Origin of the sequence: Corynebacterium hiratae (assembly GCF_009708045.1) — a bacterium.
Lineage (GTDB): Bacteria > Actinomycetota > Actinomycetes > Mycobacteriales > Mycobacteriaceae > Corynebacterium > Corynebacterium hiratae.
In genome coordinates this window covers 56,253-77,189 of the sequence record NZ_VIOG01000012.1, presented here as the reverse complement: position 1 = coordinate 77,189, position 20,937 = coordinate 56,253, and the positions used below count along the sequence as shown (strand labels likewise).

The window sequence follows — 20,937 nt, the reverse complement described above, 5'->3', positions numbered from 1 at the left end:
CCAGGGCACTTCTTAGCGTCGGTGGGGATCTTCTCCACCATCGACGTCTCGCCTTCCAGAGTACGGACGCTGGTGATACCAAGATGTGTAATAAGGGCCACCCTGGTTATATCCACCCAGCTCACGCCGACTATCCCAAGGGTATAGGACTGTGAAATACAGCACGGCAGGGAGAAACCCACCCCTGCACGGGGGTGAAAAATCCTCTCTCGACACGTACCGTACGGCCGTACTCCTACCCCCGACTCGCCCGATCGGGCATCACCCGGGCGTCCCGCACGGCGCGGCACGTTGCCCTTCACCCCTGCTTAAGGGAACAATGTCAACTGATGAATAGTGCAGACTCCTCCCAGAATCCCGCCGCGCAGATGCCTCATGGCCGCGGCCTCCAGACGGATTTCAACGCCGAGTTCAACAATGATTTGGACTACCCACGCCTCGGCAACGTGACCTTCCGTCGCGGCACCCTCACCGACAACCAGAACGCCCTCTTCGAGGAGCACTGGCCTCAGTTGGGACGCCTGCTTGCCGACGAACCCCTCGACATCCCCGCCTGGTTCAACCGCGAGGGGGCTAAGACCATCGTGGAAATCGGCTCCGGCACCGGAACCTCCACTGCTGCGATGGCCCCGTTGGAAACGGACACCAACATTGTTGCCGTCGAGCTCTACAAGCCGGGCCTAGCCAAGCTGCTAGGCTCCATCGTCCGCAACGATATTGAGAACATCCGCATGGTCCGCGGCGATGGCATCGAAGTTCTCATGCGTATGTTCGCGCCCGAGTCCCTCGACGGCATCCGCATCTTCTTCCCGGATCCGTGGCCCAAGGCCCGCCACCACAAGCGGCGCATCATCCAATCCGGCACGCTCAACCTCTTTGCCTCCCGCCTAAAACCCGGCGGTGTGCTCCACGTGGCCACCGACCACGCCGGCTACGCCGAGTGGATTAACGAGCTCGTCGAGGTCGAGCCCTCCCTCGACTACAAGGGCTGGCCCTGGCCGGAGTGCCCCATTCTCACCGACCGCCAGGTCATCACCAAGTTTGAGGGCAAAGGCCTGGATAAGGAACACGTCATCACCGAGTACCTCTGGGAGAAGAAGTAATGGCCGGCACCTACCTTCTGGTGTGGGATGCGCCCAACATGGATATGGGGCTCGGCGCCATCCTCGGCGGGCGCCCCACCGCCGCCTACCGCCCACGCTTCGACGCCATCGGCCGCTGGCTGGTGGAGCTGGCCTTCGACAACGACGCCACTCCCGAGGCCGCCGTCTTCACCAACGTCACGCCCGGCGGCGCCGACGTCATCCGCCCGTGGGTCGAGGCCATCCGCAACGTCGGCTTCGCCGTCTTTGCCAAGCCGAAGCTGCACGAGGACGATGACGTCGACCCCGACATGGTCGAATACATCAAAGCCAACCGCGAGGATCTCTCCGGTGTCATCGTGGCCTCTGCCGATGGCCAAAACTTCCAGCACCTGCTGGAACAGCTCTCAGCTTCCGGTCTGCCCACCTGCGTGCTCGGTTTCCACGAGCACGCGTCGTGGGCGCTGACCCACCCCGATATCGAGTTCGTCGACCTCGAAGACATCGAGGGCGTTTTCCGCGAGCCGCTGCCGCGCGTTAACCTGGATAATCTGCCTCCAGGCGGCGCCTGGCTGCAGCCTTTCCGCCCGCTGTCCGCGCTGCTTCCGGACCGCGCGCCCGAGCACAGTTAGGAGCCGCATGTTTTATTCTTGGGGCCGTTTCTCCTACGCCCACCGCAAGGTCATTCCGCTCCTCATCGTCGGGCTCATTCTGGGCCTCTTCTTTGGCTTCGGCACGCGCCTTGAGGAGCGCATGAGCCAGGAGGGCTGGGAGGACCCGGGGGCGGCGTCGACAAGCGCGGCGCAGATCGAGTTGGAGACCTTCGGCCGCGACAATTCCGGCGACGTCATCCTGCTTTTCGATGACCCCGATGCCCACGCCGCCGAGGCCAAATCCTTTCTGGATGACCTCAAGTCTCAGCATCCGGAGCAGATTGACTCTGTCACCAGCTACTTCGATAAGCGCAACCCGAACCTCATCACGCAGGACCACTCCACGGCCTTCGCCGCCATCGGGCTGAAAGGTGACGGCGAGCAGACCCTCAAGGACTTCCGCACCATTGAGGATTCCCTGCACTCCAGTGGGCTGCCCGTGCAGGTCGCGGGTGCCACCGCCGTGGCCGATGCACTGGATGAGGGCATGGCCGAGGACATCTCCCGCGCGGAGAAGGCCGCTCTGCCGCTCGTCGGGCTGCTGCTGTTGATTGTCTTCGGCTCCGTCGTTGCGGCCTTCATGCCGCTCGTGGTGGGCGGGCTGTCCATCCTAGGTTCCTTGGGTATCCTTTCCATCCTGGCCGGCTTCCTGCAGGTCAACGTGTTTGCGCAGGCCGTCGTGACGCTGCTGGGCCTGGGCCTGGCCATCGACTATGGCCTGTTCATGGTTTCGCGCTTCCGCGAGGAGCTGGACAAGGGCCGCGATACCAAGGAGGCCGTGGCGATCACCACCGCCACCGCCGGCCAGACTGTGGTCTTCTCCGCCGCCATGGTGGCCGTGTCCCTCTCCGGGCTTTTCCTCTTCCCACAGGCCTTCCTCAAATCCGTGGCCTACGGCTCCATCTCCGCCGTCGGCCTCGCTGCTCTGCTCTCGGTGATGGTGCTGCCCTCGCTGTTTGGCATGCTGGGTCACAACATCGATAAGTGGACCGTGCGCAAGACCTCCCGGCGCGGGCGCCGCATCGAGGACACCTGGTGGTACCGGATGCCGCGCTGGGCCATGGGCCGCGCAGGTCTGATGACCACCGCCATCTGCGCCCTGCTCATCGCGCTGACCCTGCCGGTGCTGGGCGTGAAGTTCGGCGGTATCAACGAGACCTACCTGCCGCCCAACCAGGACGCGCGCGTGGCACAGGACCAGTTCAACGAGCAGTTCCCTTCCTTCCGCACCGAGCCGGTCAAGCTGGTGGTGAAGAACGCGACGAACGAGCAACTTGTTGACGTCGTCATGCAAGCCCGCTCCATCCAGGGTCTGACCGAACCGATGGGCCCGAAGACCGCGACTGTTGACGGCACCACCGTCCTCGGCGCCGGCATCCAAGACCGCGATGACTACGCGCGGATCGTCCACGAGCTCGAGAACATTGAGGCACCGGAAGGCGTGGAGCTTTATGTCGGCGGCACCCCAGCCATGGAGGTCGAATCCCTCGACGCGCTCTTCGACACGCTGCCCTGGATGGCGCTCTACGTGGTGCTGGCCACCTTCATCCTCATGGCGCTGGTCTTCGGCAGCTTCATCCTGCCGCTGAAGGCCATCATCATGACGCTGCTTTCCCTGGGTGCGACGCTGGGCATCTTGACGCTCATGTTCGTCGACGGCCTCGGCTCCGGTCTGCTCAACTTCACCGCCGGTCCGCTGATGAGCCCGATTCTGGTGCTCATCATCGCCATCGTCTTTGGCCTGTCCACGGACTATGAGGTCTTCCTGGTCTCGCGCATGGTGGAGGCCCGCCGCCGCGGTGCGTCCACGGACGAGGCCATCGCGGCGGGTACCGCGCACACCGGTGGCATCATCACGGCGGCCGCGCTCATCATGATCGTGGTCGCAGGTGCCTTCGGTTTCTCCGACATCGTGATGATGAAGTACATCGCCTTCGGCATGATTTTCGCCCTGCTTATCGACGCCACCATCGTCCGCATGCTCCTCGTCCCCGCCGTCATGCACCTGCTGCGCGAGGACAACTGGTGGGCCCCGCGCTTCCTCACCCGCCTGACCCATCGCCTCGGCGGCGACAACGCTCCCGCTGCCGAGCCGGCAGAGCCGCACCCCTCCCCCGTGATTCCGGCTGAACAGGTTGAGGAGGCGTCGGCAAGCAAGGCTCCCGAAGCCGCCGTACGTGGTGACCGCAGCGCCGACACGGACGAAGAACTCATCCCCTTCACCGAGCTGGTACGCCGACTGAAATCCACGGATGATCGATGAATAAGAAGTGGCTCACCTGGATAATTTCCCTGATTATCCTGGCCGCGCTGGCGTGGTTCTTCCGCGACCAGCTGGACTTCATCTCCGAGGGATTGCGCCGCTTGCGCCACGCCGAGCCGCTGCCGGTGGTGCTGGTGGTGTTCTTCGCGCTGCTGTCCATTGCGGGCATGGCGGAGGTGATGAAGCGGCTCATCGGAGCGGGCGGCGTCAAGGTGCCGCTGCGCGAAACCTACGCCATCACGCTGGCCTCCAATGCGTGGTCCACGACTCTGCCGGCGGGCCCTGCCTTTTCGGCCTTGCTCACCTTCCAGGTGCAGCGCCGCTGGGGCGCATCGGTGGCGCTGTGCAGCTACTTCCTCTTCTTATCCTCGATTATTAGCTCGATGTTCCTCGCACTCATTGGCCTGGGCGGGGTGTTTTTCCTCAACGCGGATATGGCTCTGGGATCGCTGATCACCACGGTTGTCCTCATGCTCGCGGCACTCGGCGGCATCTTCTGGCTGACCTCGCACCCGGTGACCCTTGAGCGCTGGCTGCGCAAGCTGCGGCCCGGCCCGAAGCGGGACCGCGCGATTCAGGAGGTCCGCAACCTCGGCGAGGTCCACCTTTCGCGTGGCCCCTTTGCTGTGGTTGCCGGGGCGTCGCTAGTTCACCGCCTGGGGGATATGGCTGCACTGTGGGCATCCGTGTGGGCGGTGACCGGGGAGATTCCGTGGCTGCGCGCCGGCGCTGACGACACCACACTAGCCGGTGTGGCCCTGGCCTTCCTGGCCGCGAAGCTGGCTGGCTCCGCGCAGGTCACCCCGGGTGGCGTGGGCACGGTGGAGGCCGCCCTTATCGCTCCACTAGTGGCCACGGGCCTGACCGTGGTGCACGCCACCTCCGCGGCCATCATCTACCGGCTTATTTCCTTTGCGCTCATCACTATCATTGGATGGGTCATCTACTTCGCCCACTACGCCCGCGATGGCTTTTCTTACGCGGCGTTGAACCGGAAGGAATCCTAAATGCGCGTTGCCCCGCTTATCGACGTCCTCGCTCTCGCCCTCTTCGCCATCCTCGCCCGCCTGGCGCATGGTGGTCTGAGCTTTAGCTCCTGGGTTGATGCCTTCTGGCCGTGGACCGTGGGCGCGCTGGTGGGTTGGGTCATCATCATGGCCACGAAGCTAAGCGGCCTGTGGAAGGAGGGCGTCGTCGTGTGGCTGAGCGCCGTCATCGGCGGCATGGCTTTGTGGATGCTGGTCAACGGGCGCCTGCCGCACTGGTCCTTCCTCATCGTGGCCACCGTAATGTCGGCGCTGTTCTTCTTTGGCTGGCGAGCCATCGCGGCCTTTGCAGCCCGGCGTTCCTAATCGCTCACGGTAATCCGCAACCTACCCATTGCTCGGTCCAGAATATCCTCCGGATCTTCTCCGCCGCACGCGTGCGCTACGAGGCAACCAAGCCGCTCTGTTGAGGAGCTCGCAGTCTCCACCCTTACACCAGGTTCCGCTGTGCAATAGCCGGCAAGGATTCCTGGCTCCGATAGCGCTTCATCGACCCCACTAACGGCTGTGATAGTTCCAGGAGGGACTTGGATATAGCGGACAGCGCTACTGTGACCATCGCGCCGTTGAGGAAAGACAAATCCATCGTTAAGAGCGTTTTTTCTACCGTGCTGGCGCACAGCATCTGCAATGAGAGGATCAAAAATGTTTGCACCATGTACAGAACTGACAAGTAGGTGAATGAAGTCGCCGCCTGGGCGCACATGCCCTTCACCTAAGACCACCCCCTGGCCGTCCACCCACCAGCCCTCGACATGAAAGAGCCCCGCGCTCAGTCCCCATGCGTTTAGGGCAGAAATGACAGATGCGGCTATCTCTTCTTCATGATCGGAGAGAAGGACGCTAGGGTAACGGTGGCCGATTTCCACCACGCCCTCAAGCCTCTTATCAGTGATACCAACGACGACAGGTTCGGAAGCATAGAAGTACCCCTCCGCTGAAAACTCAGTGCCTTGGACGAATGTTTCGACGAAGCCGTCCGACAGTGTTCGGAGCGCCTCCCTCGCACTCTCGAGATCAGTGTGAACACTCACTCCAGCACTACCTGATCCGCTGCGGGGCTTCACGACCCAAGGACCTGGTATATCTCGCGGTTCCTCTGCCGTCGCCGGTTGTTCGAAACCAGCATCGCGCAAGCATTGACGAGCCTCATCCTTCCGCTTCAATCTAGCTACGTACTCTGGAGCGTTACCAGAATCGTCGAGAAGAGCGGTCTGATATGTGTAGTCTTCGCGGAAGCATACGTAGCCTTCACAGTCACTGTATCCAGTTGATTCTTTCCGAGCGAGCGCTTCGTCGAGGTTCTTCCCGTCTAATTCGATGAGCTCTACGCCTTGGCGAGCAGCGGCATCTCGAAGCATGCCTAGCTGATGATGACCGTGCGGCATCCGAGGGAATGCGCCGACCAAGCCTATTCGTTGCTTATTCAACGACGACCTCCACTTCCCGAAGTCTCGATTCAAAAGCTTCAATCTCTCTCCGGGACGCCGCGACTACTACAACTTCCGCAAGGATTGAACTCAATGTGTCGGCAGGGGGTTGCGTAATCACATCGCCGACATGCACGTGTTGTTGGGATTCTACGACGATAGGAGCAGTAGGAAGCTGACCCATAGATTTAAGTACTCCCTCTTGATCAGTATGTAGCTTGAATGTTGCCGCCACATAGCCATCACGGGGCACCGCAAATGAAGGTTTTTGCCCCGTTGCAATGCGTACCAAATCACGAGCGAAGGATACACCGGTTACCTGCGGTACCAAGTGGGAGGCAATGTAGTCTCCACCTGGTCGAGCAGCAATCTCGACCAACTTAACTGTTGATGTTCTAGCATCAAAGAAGAATTCCATATGGAACGCACAATTATTGATTCCGAGGGCTTTGATTGTCGCTTGTAGAAGCGGCTTCACCGCATCCTGAATGCCCTCTACGGCCGATGGAAAAACCTGCCCAATTTCCAATCGAAACTTAGCTGTAGTCGTTTTATCTGTCACGCCTATGAGATGAACGTCCCCCTCGTACACATATCCCTCAGCGCTGTGTTCGCTTCCGGTCAGTAACTCCTCCACTACCATCGGGCCACCCCATCGGGACACCGCAGCCGAGACTTCCTCCGCCGTATGGCACAACGAAAACCCTCGAGACCCAGACGCATCCACTGGCTTGACCACACACGGGACCGTGATTCCTGCACTCTCCATTACCGATTGCGCATTATCCCCCGGCTCAATAAACGAAAACGAAGGAACCATCTGCGGTGCGATACTTTGCACGGCCTTTCGCATCTCAAATTTGTTCCGTGCCTTCAGAGCAGCGGCCTGCGATGGTGCAGGAAGGCCGAGTTTATCGGCAAGCAAGGACACCGTCTCTACATCACGGTCGCTGAAAGTGACAACTCCACGGATGTCGTAGCGGGATGACAATTCATCCACTGCTGCAGTGACAGCATCTTGGTCATTGGTATCGAGCTGCACTGTCTCTACGATGCCGGCAGGTCGAACTTCCTTGTCAGTGAGAAGCACCGCACCATCAGATGCTTCGAACGCTGGTGTCCATTCCGCGGCAGTCCTCCGGTGGTTGAGATAGAGAACTACATCGTTGGCCATCTTGAAACGAACCTGCGATGCGCGGCGAACTGCTTCCGCATGCGTATCAGCTTCCACGAAACCTACTCTGTCCCACGAACATGCTAGTTCGGAGACCCAGGTATTCGGTTCAACTGTGATAACGCAATGTCCCGTTGGATCTTCAATGCTCCGTACCAAACCCCGCGGCGCATGAATGAAGCGAATAGCTGCTGAAGAACTAGGTTGTTGTGGCACTGAAACCGCATATTGGCACATAGCACGTGCCCACTGCTCATAGAGATTTACTCCCCACGCCCGATCAATGAGAAGCATGATTCGGTCGCCTGGTGGGCGGCCTGCGCATTCGATGGGTGTGGTGCCCTTGAATTCGGCATGCAGTAGAGCGGTCTGCACCCCCAACTTCGACACCAAGTCCCGCATGGCCTCCTCCACCCCAGGATTGTGCTGTCCTACTTCGTGTCCTAATTCCACGGCACCGCTAGTCTCTTTGCTCGTAATGTTCAGAAACACCACATCACCATCGACTACGAGGCATTCGGCCGACGTCTCATCTCCCTCTATCAAGCTCTCGCAAATGTAGCGAGTATCCCATGGTCGGCCCGCTTCCTGGCGAGGTTCGCGTGCGGTCGACGTATGAGTCCACGCCTTCGAAACCTCTTCAGATGAACGAATGATTGAGACACCAAGTGAGGCCTGACGGTTCGCCGGCTTAATCACACAGGGCGGCTCGAAGATGTCGCTTTCGCTCTTAACCTCAGTCCATTGAACTCCGCCCACACAACGGCGGAACGCAATTTTATCTCGCAAGGGAGCATCTTCCCCTGCATGCGGCAGGCCGACGGCGCGAGCTGCAGCATTGGCAGCACCTACGGCATACTCCAAGCCCGGCACGATGCCATCAACATGCGTACCCTTTAGAATCTCACGGATACACTCGACGGCTGCAGGAGAATTGTTCTGGTATTCGCACCACTCCCACCGCGAAAGAACAGATCGAATTCGAGGGTCAGCAGATCGCTTTTCAAGTCCCTTCTTTTCATACAGTGAACGCTCCTCCACCACGATGACGCAGAATTCTGTGTCTGCCTCGGCAAGAGCGCAAAGGGCCTCGTGATTATAGCCAAACATCACTAGCGTCAGCGTTCGAGGAGAACTGCCGGAACCATCTGCAGAGCGGTCGTTCAATTTCATATTCATCGCCTTTTCATTGATCTGTTTGTTGGTTTGTCAGTTTCAGTGTCAATAGCCGCGCTCTCAATGCTTAGCCGAGGATGGAACCTTGTCGCATTGTTTAGCGTCATGTTCTCCACTCATTAAGCGCACAACAAAGCAGCAGACAATAAGCACGGCAGCAGACAACGCGATCCATTGAGGAGCAACGATGACACCAAGCCCAAGACCGATTCCTTCCCCAGTGGCAACCACTAACTGTCGCGCCTGAACCGCTTCTAAAGAACCAGTCATTGGTAACGAAAGAAGCGCTGCGTCCACCAGCGGAATAAAAAGAGTCTCCGCGAAGGAAAAAATGATTATCCCAAGAAACGGGTTAATCTTCACCGCGACCAGGGCAATTACAAAAACTAAAGGAGAAACCAGCACCAACGTCTGATTCGATAGTCCGCTATCTCGTGCTTTCTTAATCAATCGCGTACCCAGAGGCTGAAGCAGTACCACCGAAAGGGCATTTACGGCAAATACCGTTCCTCGGATGACCGGCGACGTGTAATGCGCACTGACTGCTACCGCTATGGAAGAAAAGAGCTGACTATAAAGCATGTAGCCAACCACCACGCCGAGAACAACCCATCGCACAGTTGCCTTGCCTAGGGGCTGAATTACCCTACGAGCAAAGGAACCCCGGACATCAGCTTTCCGAGGTCTTAGCTTGTATGACAACGTCAACGCCGGTACAACTGCAGCGGCCAAGTAGCACGCAGCGGTATAAAAAAAGATCACATTCGACGTCGCTGAGAACAGGACATTGCCGATGACTGGCCCGACCGCTGCTGAGACGTTCACCGCAATATTGATCGATCCAAAAATCTCTAACTTAGTCGTCTCAGATGCTTCGGATTCAACAAGGTAGTGCCGAATACTCGATCCATTCATGTTTATCCCTGCTCCGGCCAAGAGCAAGGCAACGACCAGCAGTGGCGCATTAGGTTGGAGACCGATGACAAAGAAAGAAACCGACGCCGCAACTAGGCCGATCTGCATGGCCGCAGCGAAGGGAAGCAACCGTAGGAGTCTCCCCATCACCAAGGTTGATGCTCTTACCGAAATACCAAAGGCAGCCATCGCACAACCAGCGATGAACGGAGAAACCTTATCAGGAAGCCAGAGCGCCAGAATCGGCATCACAGCGAAGTAGCCGAGATGCGACAGAAAATAGTCAAACACAAAACTGTATCGAGCCAGCCGCGTCACACGTGCGTCAACAACCATTTGCTATCCGATCACCCAAGGATTCAGGTAAACGACTACTTTCAGCCGAAAACTCAGTCACAGATGATTGCTCCAACAGTGTACTGAGGTATTCCCCCATTCGGCGCGAAGCCGTGACACAATTCATGAGGTCCTCATCGGTATAGCGCTCTCCGGATTGGCGCATTGCTCTAATATCACCGAAACCAAGAAGCTGTTCTCCTCCATGGCTCAGAGAATAGGGGGCTCGAATCGCATGCCTTACGGAGTACCGAATGTGTCCAGTATGGTGAAAGTCCAGGTTAGACGAAATATCTGGCAGAGTAGCTGGGTGATACCTCATCGGACGCATTTCCGCCGGCGAAGTGTTTCCCCAAGGCTGAAGATGCCACGAGTTGTATCGCATTCGAGACGAAATTGCGTGTAGCTCGTCCTCAGTATGCCGATCCCCGCCTAGTACCCAACAGTAATGTGAGTACATGTCAAAGTCGGAAAGCTCTTCAATCGCCCCTTCTTCTAAAGCTTTCCTTAGAGCTCCAATCTCCCTAAATCCCCTGGTCATAACAACATCACTTCGCGTTTGGCACTTTATCCGTTCAATGGTTTCAGAGGCCAGCTCGACAAAACCCGCGAGCGTGAATTCGCCGTCATCACAGAGCTTCGAGGGATTCGTACCACCCTCGGGGGAGCTAGTAGCTTCCACTACCGATACAATCTTGCGACGGGTAACCCCCTCGATCCGTCGACACTGCTCATTTTCTAAATCTTGTTGAGGCCGAAGCTTCGTTATGCTCCCAAGGTCTTGGCCGTTGAGAGTTTCGAGCGAATTCGGACCGCCAGCTTTCAAGAGCTCACAGGCCCAGAAGAAATATAAGACTCGTACAGTAACCGGGCCGAGAACCTCCTCTTCCGTAAAGTCTAAGGTGTGAGCTGAGCAGTCTTGCTGACTTGGTAGAGACCTAGGCTCCCTGAAATTCTGAACAGCTTCGCCATTCCAATAGCAACAAACCGGCGGGATTTCCCGGAGCGCTTGATTCACACTTCGAACCCTTACGGCAAGTTCTCCTCGTTGATGATATTCCTCGATCGCAAGAGATGCGCGACGACTCAAGGAAATCGAACTGCTCTGACAGTTCTCCAATTCACGTTCAACCGCTTGGGGTAGATCAGGGCAAAATACAGTTCGACATCCAATTTCGTCCTCGCGGAGGTAATCTGCTTTCTCCTCAGTTGGGGAAATCTCTAGCTTGACCTTTCCGTGTACTAGCAGGGAGACTCGTAGCATGACCTGATTACTGTTTTCACCGCAAGGGTTCCAATCAGAATCGCGAAACAATCGTCGTAAGACCTTCTCACGCGGGGAAAGACTGATCAACGCCTCACTTCTGGTCAAACGCCCGTCAAATGAAAGCAGTTTGTCCACCCAGCGAGAGACCTCAATTCCCTCACCCACCTGACGTTCCATTGCAATCCAGAGTGAATGAAAGCTCGACTCAACGTCCAAACAGTTCGGTCTTGAGCCCCCTGCTTCCACACCTTTTCGACTTGGAAGCCGGCTAAAATGCTTCTTCACGTTGCTCTACCTTTTTCCAAAGCCCTTCAGGGGTACCGTTACGCTGTCCCTCCAAATCCTCATATATGCAATCCATTGGGCATGCTTTCACACACTGCGGACAACCTGAGCAGAGTTCGGGGATGATTACAGGTCCGTGATCTAGAACCACGATTGCTGCAAAAGCAGCTGGGCAACGCCTAACACATTCTTGACAATTTATACACTCGCCCCCCGCAATAAAACGCGGAGGGCGTTTCCAGCGCGGTTCAGGTTTTCGCTGCTGAATACGAGCTGTCAAGTCTAACGCCATGAGGCATTCTCCTCGTCTCTCTCACAATATTTTTGATAGTGAGGTACATTACAGCGCGTTGTAGCTAGTGTCCACCATTACACGCGATTTGTTTTATTTATCTTAAGCGAAACCACGGATTGAGCTTCTCCAAAGGGCAAAATGGCGCCTAGCAACCTCCGATTTGTCCGGAGTTCGCCCAGCATAAGCCTAGTGCCGTCGTGTTCACCAGAAACGCCAACCAATCGAACATAAAACGAAACCCCTCTGCACGGCCTGAAGGGTCCGTGCAGAGGGGTGCTGTTCGCGTAGAGCTTACTTCGAGCTCAGGGAAGAACCGGAGACGGTAACACCGGCGCGGTTGAGCAGCATGATGACGAGGTTGATGATGTCGCCACTGAGGTCAATAACGCTAGACAGCATGAGAGTTCTCCTTTATTCGATGACCTAGACTTAATGTCTATCGTGCGAGTATGCCTCTGACGTTACGCCTTACGCGAAAAATCCGGCAGGTTTTTGGGGAATGGCCCTAACCGGCCACAGCTCCTACCCAGCACCGCGGCAAGCTACAAGGTTGACCGCCCCAGTAGAGAATTCGGCAGGGCAACCATCCCGCCGGCGCTGGCGATGCGCTAGAGCGGGGAGATGGTGTGCTTCTTGGGCAGGTCCTTCTCCTGCTTATCAGCCAATTGGCGCAGCGCGCGGCGCAGGGCTAGACGCGACTCGGAGGGCTTAATCATGCCATCGAGGTAGCCACGCTCCGCGGCGACATAGGGCGCGGTCATGGTCTCGTCGTAGAAGTCCATGAACATCTTCTTCGTCATGGCGCGCTGCTCCGGGGTTTCGGCGGCCTCGAGCTGCTTGCCCGCAATCATGACCACCGCGGCGGCCGAGCCCATCACAGCAATCTGGGCCGTCGGCCACGCCAAGTTGATGTCACCGGTCAGGTTCTTCGAGCCCATCACGGCGTACGCGCCGCCATAAGCCTTGCGCACAATCAACGAGACCTTCGGCACGGTGGCCTCCACCACCGCAAACGCAAACTTGGCGCCGCGGTGAATCAAGCCCGCCTTCTCCTGATCCACGCCCGGCAGGTAACCCGGCGTATCAACCACAAAGACCAGTGGGATGTTGTAGGCATCGCAGATACGGATAAAGCGCGCGCCCTTATCGGCGGCATCCGCATCAATACAGCCCGCCGAATGCATCGGGTTATTCGCCACAAAGCCCACGGCCTTGCCATCAATGCGACCAAAAGCGGTGATGACGTTGGGGGCGTAGTTCTCCTGGATTTCGATGAGATCGTCGTCGTCGCCAAGCTGCGTGAGCAAATCCATCATGTCATAGCCAGCGTTCGTGTCATCCGGCATGAAAGAATCCAGCTCAGTATCCTCAGCTACTTCCTCATCAGTAGGCGCGTCAAAGACCGGGGACTCGTCGAAGCAGGTCAGCGGCAGGTGATCCAGCAAGTCACGAACCAGGTCAAAGGCCTCATCTTCCGAGGGCACCACGACGGAGACGTTGCCGTTGAGCTCCTGCTGGCGCGCGGAGCCCAAGTCGTGGGAGGAAATTTCCTCGCCCGTGACCTCCTTGATCACGTTCGGGCCCGTCACGTACATCTCCGCCTCACCATCGACGGCGATGATGAAGTCCGTGGTCACCGGCGCATACACCGCACCACCAGCGGACTTACCCATCATGATGGAAATCTGCGGGCTACGGCCACTAAGCGGCAGCTGGCGGCGGGCAATCTCGGAGTACATGGCCAGAGACGTCACCGCGTCCTGGATGCGCGCACCGCCGGAATCCTGGATACCGATGACCGGGCAGCCAATCTTGATGGCCAAATCCATGATGTCGGTGACCTTCTTACCAAAGGTCACACCCACGGAACCGCCATACACGGTCTTATCGTGCGCGTAGATACACACCGGGCGGCCATTGATGCGGCCGTGGCCGGTGACCACGCCGTCGGAGTAAATCGCATCCGGGTCACCGGGGGTCTTGCCCAGGGCGCCGGTTTCGACGAAGGAGCCTTCGTCGAGAAGCGCGGCGATACGTTGGCGCGGCGTGGAACGTCCGGCCTCGTCGCGGCGCGCCCGGGAGCGCTCGCTGCCGGGGTCCTGGGCACGCTCGAGGCGCTCGCGCAGGTCCGCTAGCTTGTCAGCGGTGCTAGTCACTTCCGAATCTTCTCCTCGATCCAATCCTCCATGTGCTTGCCCACGATACCGATTGCCGGCTCGTCGGGAACCGCCAGGTGGTCCCCCGGCAGCTGCACAATCTCCAGATCCTTCACGATAACGCCCCAGCCACCGTCCGGGTTAACTTCGGCATAGGCCGGCTCGAGCTCGATGGCGCCGTCGTGCATGCGCTCGGAGCGGAAGAGGATGACGGGCGCGCTTACCGACGCCCACCGTCCCATATCCAGCGAACCCAGAATCTGGTTGTCCACGAAGGATGCGCGCTGATGCTCCAGCACGCCGGCGGACAGGCCGTGCTCGGAGGCGTCGGTGGAGCTGAGGAATTCCGCGAGCATGGCCATGAGCGCATCCTCGCCCACGGTTTCCAGCATCTCGTAGGGCGGCTCGAAGTCGAGGCCATAGGTCTTCTTGGCGAAGGCGGCATAGCGGCCCCAACGAGCCTTGGTTTCCTCCAGCGTCTTCGGGGCCGGATGCGCCGGCTGGGTGGTATCCAGCAGAGCGATGAAGGCAACCTCAGCAGTATCCTCGCCGCGGGCGGCGCGCTCCTGCAGCTGGTAGGCCACCTCATAGGCCAACGCACCGCCGAAGGACCAGCCGCCAAGCACGACCTTGCGCCCGCGCGCGTAGTGCAGGATGTCCTCGATATAGGCGGCGGCGCGATCCTCCAGGCTGCCCTCGATGCGCTCCACGCCGTAGACGGCGACGTCGGCAGGCAAGCGGCGGGTCAGCGGCTGGTAGACCACGGTGGTGCCGCCGGCCGGGTGGAACATGAAGACGGCCGGACCATCGGCCTCGCGCAGGACGCGGATATTGCCTTCTACCTCGGTCTCCAGGCCCTCGCGGACCAGGTCTGCCAAGTTCTCCAGGGCTTCGGCTTCCTGGACCTGCTGTGCGGTGACCTCGATGCCGGCGCGCTCGGTGAGGCGCTCGGCAATCTTTGCGGCGACCTCATCGCTGACCTGCGGCAGCGCAGAGGTCACGCCAGCCGCGGCCTTGCCCGTAAAGGTGGCCCAGGTGCCGAAGACCATGCGCTCCGAAGCATCGCGCGGTGCGACGCCGACGCCTTCGCCGCTCTTCGCGCTCACGGTGGTGTCGTTCGCGCCGGTGTGGTCGGCCTCGGTGAGCGCGGAAGGTGTATCAGCGACCGCGTCGGCCGGCGCCTGCGCGGAGGCATCGGGCTGCTCGGACACGGCCTCTTCGACCATCGTGATGACGTCGGCGAGGGAGGCGTCGCGAAGCGCCTGCACCTGCAGCGGTGGAATCTGGAAGTCATTCTCCACGCGGTTCTTGATGCGCATGCCCATGAGCGAATCCAGACCCAGGTCAATAAGCGGCAGCTCGCGCGGGAGATCGGAGACGTCGTAGCCCATGGACTCCGACACGATGAGCGCCAAGCGCTCCTCCACGCTCTCCTTCTCCGGGTCCCAGCGCACGGCATCGGCGCCCACATCGGGGTCAGCGAACTGCGGCGCGGTCACCGCCTGCGGCAGGCTCGGCTCTGGGGCCGCAGCGGGTTCGGCAAGGTTGAGCGTCGACGCAAAACCTTCCGCGATGAGCTTGGTCGTCGCACCATCCACGTAGTGCACCGCCAACGACAGCCCGCCCAGCGTGCGGCGAACAATCGTGGTGACCTCGCCCTTCGCGGGCAGGTCGAGGTGCTCCTCGCTCGCCGCGATGTGGGCGCCCGGGGTCACGGCCTCGGCGGCAGCCTCCAGGATGGCCAGCGCGCTCGGCGCCTGGTCAGCGTTCGTGGAGAACGCCACCGCGCCCTCCGGCAGCGTCACGCGCGCTCCCGGCAGGCCGGATACGCCAGAAGAAGGACGAGCGTTCGTCCAGAAACGCTGGCGGCGGAAGCGGGTATGCGGGGCGGCGACAAGCGCACCGGAGCCGAAGACCTTGGTGTAGTCCACCGGAGTACCCGTGACGTAGAGCTTGCCCAACAGGTCCAGCAGCGACTCGGTGGGATCCATCTTGCGCTTCAGGCTGTAAAGCAGCTGCGCATCCGCCTTGCCCGCGGCAAAGGCGGTGGACATCAGGCCCATGAGCGCAATCGGGTTCGGGGAAATCTCCACGATCTGCGTGTGCCCGGCCGCAAACGCCGCCTCCGTCGCATCCTGCAGGTAGACGGGCTTGCGGGTCATGCGGATCCAGTAATCCTCATCGTGCAGCACCGCACCCGGGCGGTAGACCTTGCCGCGGTCGACGGAGGAGAAGAGCGTCGTGTGCAGCGGAGCGGCTTCCATGCCGGCGATTTCCGCATAGAGCTCACCCAGCAGTGGATCCACAGCGGAGGTGTGGCCCGCGCCCTTAACGTTGAGCGCGCGGGCGAACTTGCCCTCGCCGTCGAGCTTCTCCACCAGCGCGAGGACCTCCTCGCGCGGGCCGCCCACGGTGGTCATGCCGGGGCCGGTGTACACGGCGGGCTCGATGGAGCCTGGCAGGGCGTCGATCTCCTCGGCGGAGAGCTCGACGACGGCCATGGCGCCCTGCTGGTCGTCGGGAAGCGAGGCCTCGCCCTCCCCCATGAGGCGCGCGCGGTGGCAGGCGATGCGCATGGCCTCCTCGGCCTTAATGCCGCCCGCAGCGTAGGCCGCGCCGATCTCGCCCATGGACATGCCGATCACACCCGCCGGGCGCACGCCGAAGGTGGCCAGCAGGTCCGTCAGCGCGATCTGGATGGCGGTGATGGCTACCTGCGCGGTTTCGGTGTTGTAGGTCTGCTCGTCATCATGAACCAGCTCCAGGATGGACCAGCCGGATTCGCGCTGGACTACGACGTCGAGCTCCTCCAAGCGCGCGAGGAACTGCGGCGAGAGGGCAATCATGTCCTTGGCCATCTTGCGGTGCTGGGAGCCGAAACCGGAGTACATGAACACCGGACCGTGCACCGTCGGGGAATCCGCCGCGGCGATGCCGACGGAGACGGTTCCCTCGGACACCTGACGCAGGCGCTTGATAGCTTCCTCGCTTGACGACGCCACCACTACCGCCCGCGAGCGCCCATGGTTGCGGCGCGCGAGGGTGCGGGCCAGGGAGAGCAGGTTCGGGTTCTCGGCTTCGATGTAGTCCGCTAAGTCGGCTGCGGCTGCGGCGCGGCGCGAGGGCAGCAGGCCGGAAACGGGCAGGGCCACCGGGTGGCCTTCGCCGATGGCGACCTGCGGGGCGTCCTGGTGGGTCAGCCCGCGGTAGTCGGTCAGTACCACGTGGGCGTTGGTGCCGCCAAAGCCGAAGCCGGAGACACCAGCGATTTTCTGGCCGGAGTACTCGGGCCACTCGCGCGGGTCTTCGACCACTTCGAGGTGCTCGGCGTCGAAGTCGATATAGCGGTTCGGGCCCGCGTAGTTGATATTTGGCGGGATAACGCCGTGGCGCATGCCCTCGATGACCTTGATGAGGCCCACCACGCCGGCCGCGGACTCGGAGTGGCCGATGTTGGTCTTGGCGGAGCCCAGCAGGGTCGGGTTATACGGTTGGCGGCCCGGGCCCAGCACGCGGCCGAGCGCGGTGGCCTCGATGGGGTCACCGAGGATGGTGCCGGTGCCGTGGGCCTCGACGTAGTCGACGTCCTGCGGGCGGATGCCGGCATCAGCGTAGGCGCGCTCGAGGACGTCGACCTGCGCGTCTGGGTTGGGGGCAGTCAGGCCGTTGGAATGGCCGTCGGAGTTGACCGCGGAGCCCTTGATGACGGCGTGGATGGTGTCGCCGTCGCGCTCAGCGTCCTCGAGGCGCTTGAGCACGAGCACGCCGGCGGCGTCCGCGCGGACGATGCCGTCGGCGTCGTCGGAGAAGGCATGGATGGCACTGGTGGGCGAGGTGACGCCGAGCTCGCTAAAGCCGATGGAGGCGTGCGGCGAGGCGAGGATATTCACGCCGCCGGCGAGAGCCGTATCGGCTGCGCCCACGCGCAGGTCCTTGACCGCCTGGTTGACCGCTACGAGGGAGGCCGAGCAGGCGGTGTCCACGTTGAGGGAAGGGCCGCGGAGGTCGAAGGCGTAGGAGAGGCGGTTAGCCACGATCGCCGAGGAGGTACCCGTCATGGCATAAGGGTGCATCTCCGCCGGATCGGCGGTAATCAGCATGCCGTAGTCATTGTTGGTGGAGCCCATGTAGACACCGGTGGCGGTGCCGCGCAGCTGGTTGGCGGGCAGGCCGGCGTCTTCGAGAGCTTCCCACGCCACCTCCAGGAGAATGCGCTGCTGCGGGTCCATGTTGGCCGCCTCCAGCGGGGAGAGGCCGAAGAACTCGGCGTCGAAGGAAGCGATGTCCTCGATGTAGCCGCCGTCGGTGTTCTGCTGCTCCATCTTCTCGCTGGTAATCGGGTCAGAGGAATACTCCGACCAGCGGCCGACGGGCAGCGGGCCGGTGCCCGCGCGGCCTTCGACGAGCATGTTCCAGAACTCGTTGACATTCTTGGCGCCTGGGAAGCGGCCGGCGTAGCCGATGACGGCGATGTCCCCGCCCGCGATGGCGGTCGAGCGTGGTGCCCCCGCTCCCGGCGCGCTTTCTGCCGGGGCGCCGGCTGCGCCGTTGACAAGGCGCTCTGCCAGCTGCGCAATGGTGGGGTACTCGTAGGCCACGGTGGGCTCGAGCTTAATCCCGAGGAGGTTTTCTAATTCGCCGGAGAGGACGACTGCGTCACGCGAGGACAGCCCGAAATTCTCCAGTGGCTTGGTGTCCGTGATTTCCTCTGCCGACAGGCCGGTGGTCTGCGCAACCCAGGTGCGCAGCCAGCCACGAAGCTCTTCAACGGTCATAAATCTCTAGCTTTCTTACGCGGACTAAAATTTTCTATCTATGCGGTCGATTTTGCGCAGCACAAAAGCGCGCACATCGATGCGTCTATAGGGGTTATCGGACGATTATCTCACTTTGTTAACTTAGGTCTCATAACCGACATACCCACAGGCAGCGGCAACCCCCGCCCCCACGGCTCACGCGGGGAACGGGGGTTGGAGGGTGCGGCGCCTTTAAGAGGCGAGGTAGCTCTTCTTGGCCACGCGGCGGGCAATCTTGCCCGAGGAGGTGCGCTTGATTTCGTTAGCGTTGAACCACTGGATGACGGCCGGGGTCACGCCGTGGTGCGCGGAGACTGCGGAGCGGATGACCTCGGATGCGGCGGCGTCATCGGCCGGGTTGGCGTCGTCGGCGCGCTCGATGAGCAGCACGAGCTCCTCGGTGCTGCCACCTTCTACGGAGAAGGCCGCGATGGAGTCGGCGCGCACGTGGTCCGAGGCCTCCTGCACGGTGCCTTCGATGTCCTGCGGGTAGTGGTTGCGGCCAGCCACCACGATGAGGTCCTTGAGGCGACCGGTGATGTACACCTGGTTATCCACAATCGCAGCCAGGTCCCCCGTGGCCAGCCAGTTGTTGTCCTCCGGCGCGTTCGGCACGCGGGTGCCCTCCGCCAGGCGCTCCCCCAGCGTGTTGTGGAAGGTAGAGGCAGTTTCTTCCGCGCGGTCCAAGTAGCCGGCGGCACGGTTCTCTCCATGCAGCCAGATTTCACCCACGCGGCCATCCGGCAACTCGACCTTGGTCTCCGGATCCACGATAGTCAGGTGCTGGGCCACGACGCTCTGACCACAGGAGGCGTAGGCCACGGAGTCCGCAGACTTTTCGACGATGACCGCTTCGCCCTCGGCCAGACGCTCGCGATCGAAGTGGGAAATGATCGGGCGCTCCAGAGTCTGCGGGGTGGTGACGATCAGCGAGGCCTCCGCCATGCCGTAGGACGGGCGCAGGGTCTCACGGCGCAGGCCATACTCCTCCTTGCCAAAGACCTCCCAGAAGGAGTTCACCGCAGATTCCGTGACCGGCTCCGAGCCGATCACGATGCCATCGACGTTGCTGAAGTCCACCTCTTCGCCAGCCGCCGGGGCTCCGTAGCGCGCGGCAAGCTCGAGGGCGAAGTTGGGAACCACGGCGTAGGTTCCCTGCAGCTGCTCATCGATGGGCTGACGCTTGAGCTGGTCAATCCAGCGCTTAGGCTGCTGGACGAAGTCACGCGGCGTCATGATCTCCAGGTTGACGCCCAGGATGGTCACGAAAACCGCCAGGATGATGCCCATGTCGTGGTGCATCGGCAGCCAGGAAACCACGCGGGCCGGCAGCTTAATCTGTACCGCGGTGAAGATCTGCAGCACGTTGGTCATGATGTTGCGGTTGGTCAGCAGCACGCCGGCCGGGGTGCGGGTGGAACCGGAGGTGTACTGCAGGAAGGCCGGCTGATCCAGCGGCGCGGTCTGTAGCGCGGCAAGCGCGGCCTTGCCTTCCTCCGTCTCCAGCGGGTTGACCCAGCTCTGTGCCAGCGAATCCGGCAGGGAGTCGATGGAGATGATGCGCGGGCGCTCGGCTGCTGGGCGGTCCGAGAAGTACGCGCGGTTGGCGGCAGCGGACGTGTTGTTGGTCAGCACGATCGACGGGTTGGCATCGCCGAAGACCGCCCGCAGGTGATCGGTGTGGCCGGGCTCGTTCGGATCATAGAGCGGGATCGGGGTCATACCGGCGTACATCGCGCCCAGGAAGCCGAAGATGTACTCGGGGGAGTTGCCCGCCAGGATGGCCACGCGATCCCCCATTGTGCCCACCTGCTGCAGGCGCGCTGCTACCGCCTTGATGCGGGTATTGACCTGGGAGCGGGTGATATCGCGCGGGGTGCCCTCCGGATTATCGGTATAGACCCACTGGCGCATGACCGGGCGATCCGGGATTCCCGCCTGCTGCTCCGCGGCATAGACGTGTTCGGCGAGCCCCGCCAACGTGAGGTGAGGCGGCAGGGCGATGTTGCCCTTGTCGTCGAAGAACTGGCCGATCAAGGCTTTCAGGTCCATGTGGGAAAGCT

Annotated in this window: 12 protein-coding genes; 5 read left to right on the top strand and 7 right to left on the bottom strand. The window is 60.9% G+C overall.

Going from position 1 to position 20,937, the window contains the following annotated elements:
• Window positions 1–329 precede the first annotated feature (329 nt).
• From trmB to FME68_RS10490, 5 genes are read left to right on the top strand one after another with little or no spacing between them, the layout of a single operon-like run.
• Window positions 330–1,103 (top strand): tRNA (guanosine(46)-N7)-methyltransferase TrmB, encoded by a 774-nt coding sequence (gene trmB / locus FME68_RS10510; RefSeq protein WP_158397514.1) that lies wholly within the window; start codon window positions 330–332, stop codon window positions 1,101–1,103.
• Window positions 1,103–1,714 carry an NYN domain-containing protein gene (locus FME68_RS10505; RefSeq protein ID WP_071407143.1) on the top strand — a complete coding sequence of 204 codons (612 nt, stop codon included), beginning with the start codon at window positions 1,103–1,105 and terminating at the stop codon, window positions 1,712–1,714. The genes trmB and FME68_RS10505 overlap by 1 nt, the downstream gene beginning before the upstream one ends.
• Window positions 1,715–1,721: 7 nt before the next feature.
• Window positions 1,722–3,998, top strand: coding sequence for an MMPL family transporter (locus tag FME68_RS10500; protein ID WP_158397513.1), 2,277 nt, complete (start codon window positions 1,722–1,724; stop codon window positions 3,996–3,998).
• Complete coding sequence (locus FME68_RS10495) at window positions 3,995–5,005, top strand: lysylphosphatidylglycerol synthase transmembrane domain-containing protein (protein WP_158397512.1); 1,011 nt, start codon at window positions 3,995–3,997, stop codon at window positions 5,003–5,005. Before FME68_RS10500 ends, FME68_RS10495 begins: the two co-directional genes overlap by 4 nt.
• Entirely contained in the window at window positions 5,006–5,350 is a 345-nt protein-coding gene (locus tag FME68_RS10490; RefSeq protein ID WP_158397511.1) for a DUF3054 domain-containing protein, read from the top strand.
• Here FME68_RS10490 and FME68_RS10485 read toward each other — a convergent pair.
• From FME68_RS10485 to FME68_RS10455, 7 genes are all read right to left on the bottom strand, one after another.
• On the bottom strand, window positions 5,347–6,405 hold the full coding sequence (locus FME68_RS10485; RefSeq protein WP_195914107.1) for an ATP-grasp domain-containing protein: 1,059 nt from the start codon (window positions 6,403–6,405) through the stop codon (window positions 5,347–5,349). The genes FME68_RS10490 and FME68_RS10485 overlap by 4 nt on opposite strands.
• 61 nt (window positions 6,406–6,466) lie before the next feature.
• Entirely contained in the window at window positions 6,467–8,821 is a 2,355-nt protein-coding gene (locus FME68_RS10480) for an ATP-grasp domain-containing protein (RefSeq protein WP_195914106.1), read from the bottom strand.
• A 63-nt stretch (window positions 8,822–8,884) separates the two neighbouring features.
• Window positions 8,885–10,075 (bottom strand): MFS transporter, encoded by a 1,191-nt coding sequence (locus FME68_RS10475; protein ID WP_049156938.1) that lies wholly within the window; start codon window positions 10,073–10,075, stop codon window positions 8,885–8,887.
• A gap of 1,535 nt (window positions 10,076–11,610) precedes the next feature.
• Window positions 11,611–11,919, bottom strand: coding sequence for a DUF362 domain-containing protein (locus FME68_RS13465; RefSeq protein ID WP_158397508.1), 309 nt, complete (start codon window positions 11,917–11,919; stop codon window positions 11,611–11,613).
• Window positions 11,920–12,530: 611 nt separating this feature from the next.
• Complete coding sequence (locus FME68_RS10465; protein WP_328287815.1) at window positions 12,531–14,078, bottom strand: acyl-CoA carboxylase subunit beta; 1,548 nt, start codon at window positions 14,076–14,078, stop codon at window positions 12,531–12,533.
• Entirely contained in the window at window positions 14,075–18,853 is a 4,779-nt protein-coding gene (locus FME68_RS10460) for a type I polyketide synthase (RefSeq protein ID WP_158397507.1), read from the bottom strand. Before FME68_RS10460 ends, FME68_RS10465 begins: the two co-directional genes overlap by 4 nt.
• Window positions 18,854–19,066: 213 nt before the next feature.
• Complete coding sequence (locus FME68_RS10455) at window positions 19,067–20,926, bottom strand: FadD32-like long-chain-fatty-acid--AMP ligase (protein ID WP_158397506.1); 1,860 nt, start codon at window positions 20,924–20,926, stop codon at window positions 19,067–19,069.
• Window positions 20,927–20,937 lie beyond the last annotated feature (11 nt).

What these genes read in the sequence shown, in the direction of transcription:
- FME68_RS13465 (WP_158397508.1), bottom strand. Translation starts at nt 11,919, where the DNA reads ATGGCGTTAGACTTGACAGCTCGTATTCAGCAGCGAAAACCTGAACCG.
- FME68_RS10505 (WP_071407143.1), top strand. Translation starts at nt 1,103, where the DNA reads ATGGCCGGCACCTACCTTCTGGTGTGGGATGCGCCCAACATGGATATG.
- FME68_RS10495 (WP_158397512.1), top strand. Translation starts at nt 3,995, where the DNA reads ATGAATAAGAAGTGGCTCACCTGGATAATTTCCCTGATTATCCTGGCC.
- FME68_RS10485 (WP_195914107.1), bottom strand. Translation starts at nt 6,405, where the DNA reads ATGCTTCGAGATGCCGCTGCTCGCCAAGGCGTAGAGCTCATCGAATTA.
- FME68_RS10500 (WP_158397513.1), top strand. Translation starts at nt 1,722, where the DNA reads ATGTTTTATTCTTGGGGCCGTTTCTCCTACGCCCACCGCAAGGTCATT.
- FME68_RS10475 (WP_049156938.1), bottom strand. Translation starts at nt 10,075, where the DNA reads ATGGTTGTTGACGCACGTGTGACGCGGCTGGCTCGATACAGTTTTGTG.
- FME68_RS10480 (WP_195914106.1), bottom strand. Translation starts at nt 8,821, where the DNA reads ATGAAATTGAACGACCGCTCTGCAGATGGTTCCGGCAGTTCTCCTCGA.
- FME68_RS10460 (WP_158397507.1), bottom strand. Translation starts at nt 18,853, where the DNA reads ATGACCGTTGAAGAGCTTCGTGGCTGGCTGCGCACCTGGGTTGCGCAG.
- FME68_RS10490 (WP_158397511.1), top strand. Translation starts at nt 5,006, where the DNA reads ATGCGCGTTGCCCCGCTTATCGACGTCCTCGCTCTCGCCCTCTTCGCC.
- FME68_RS10455 (WP_158397506.1), bottom strand. Translation starts at nt 20,926, where the DNA reads ATGGACCTGAAAGCCTTGATCGGCCAGTTCTTCGACGACAAGGGCAAC.
- trmB (WP_158397514.1), top strand. Translation starts at nt 330, where the DNA reads ATGAATAGTGCAGACTCCTCCCAGAATCCCGCCGCGCAGATGCCTCAT.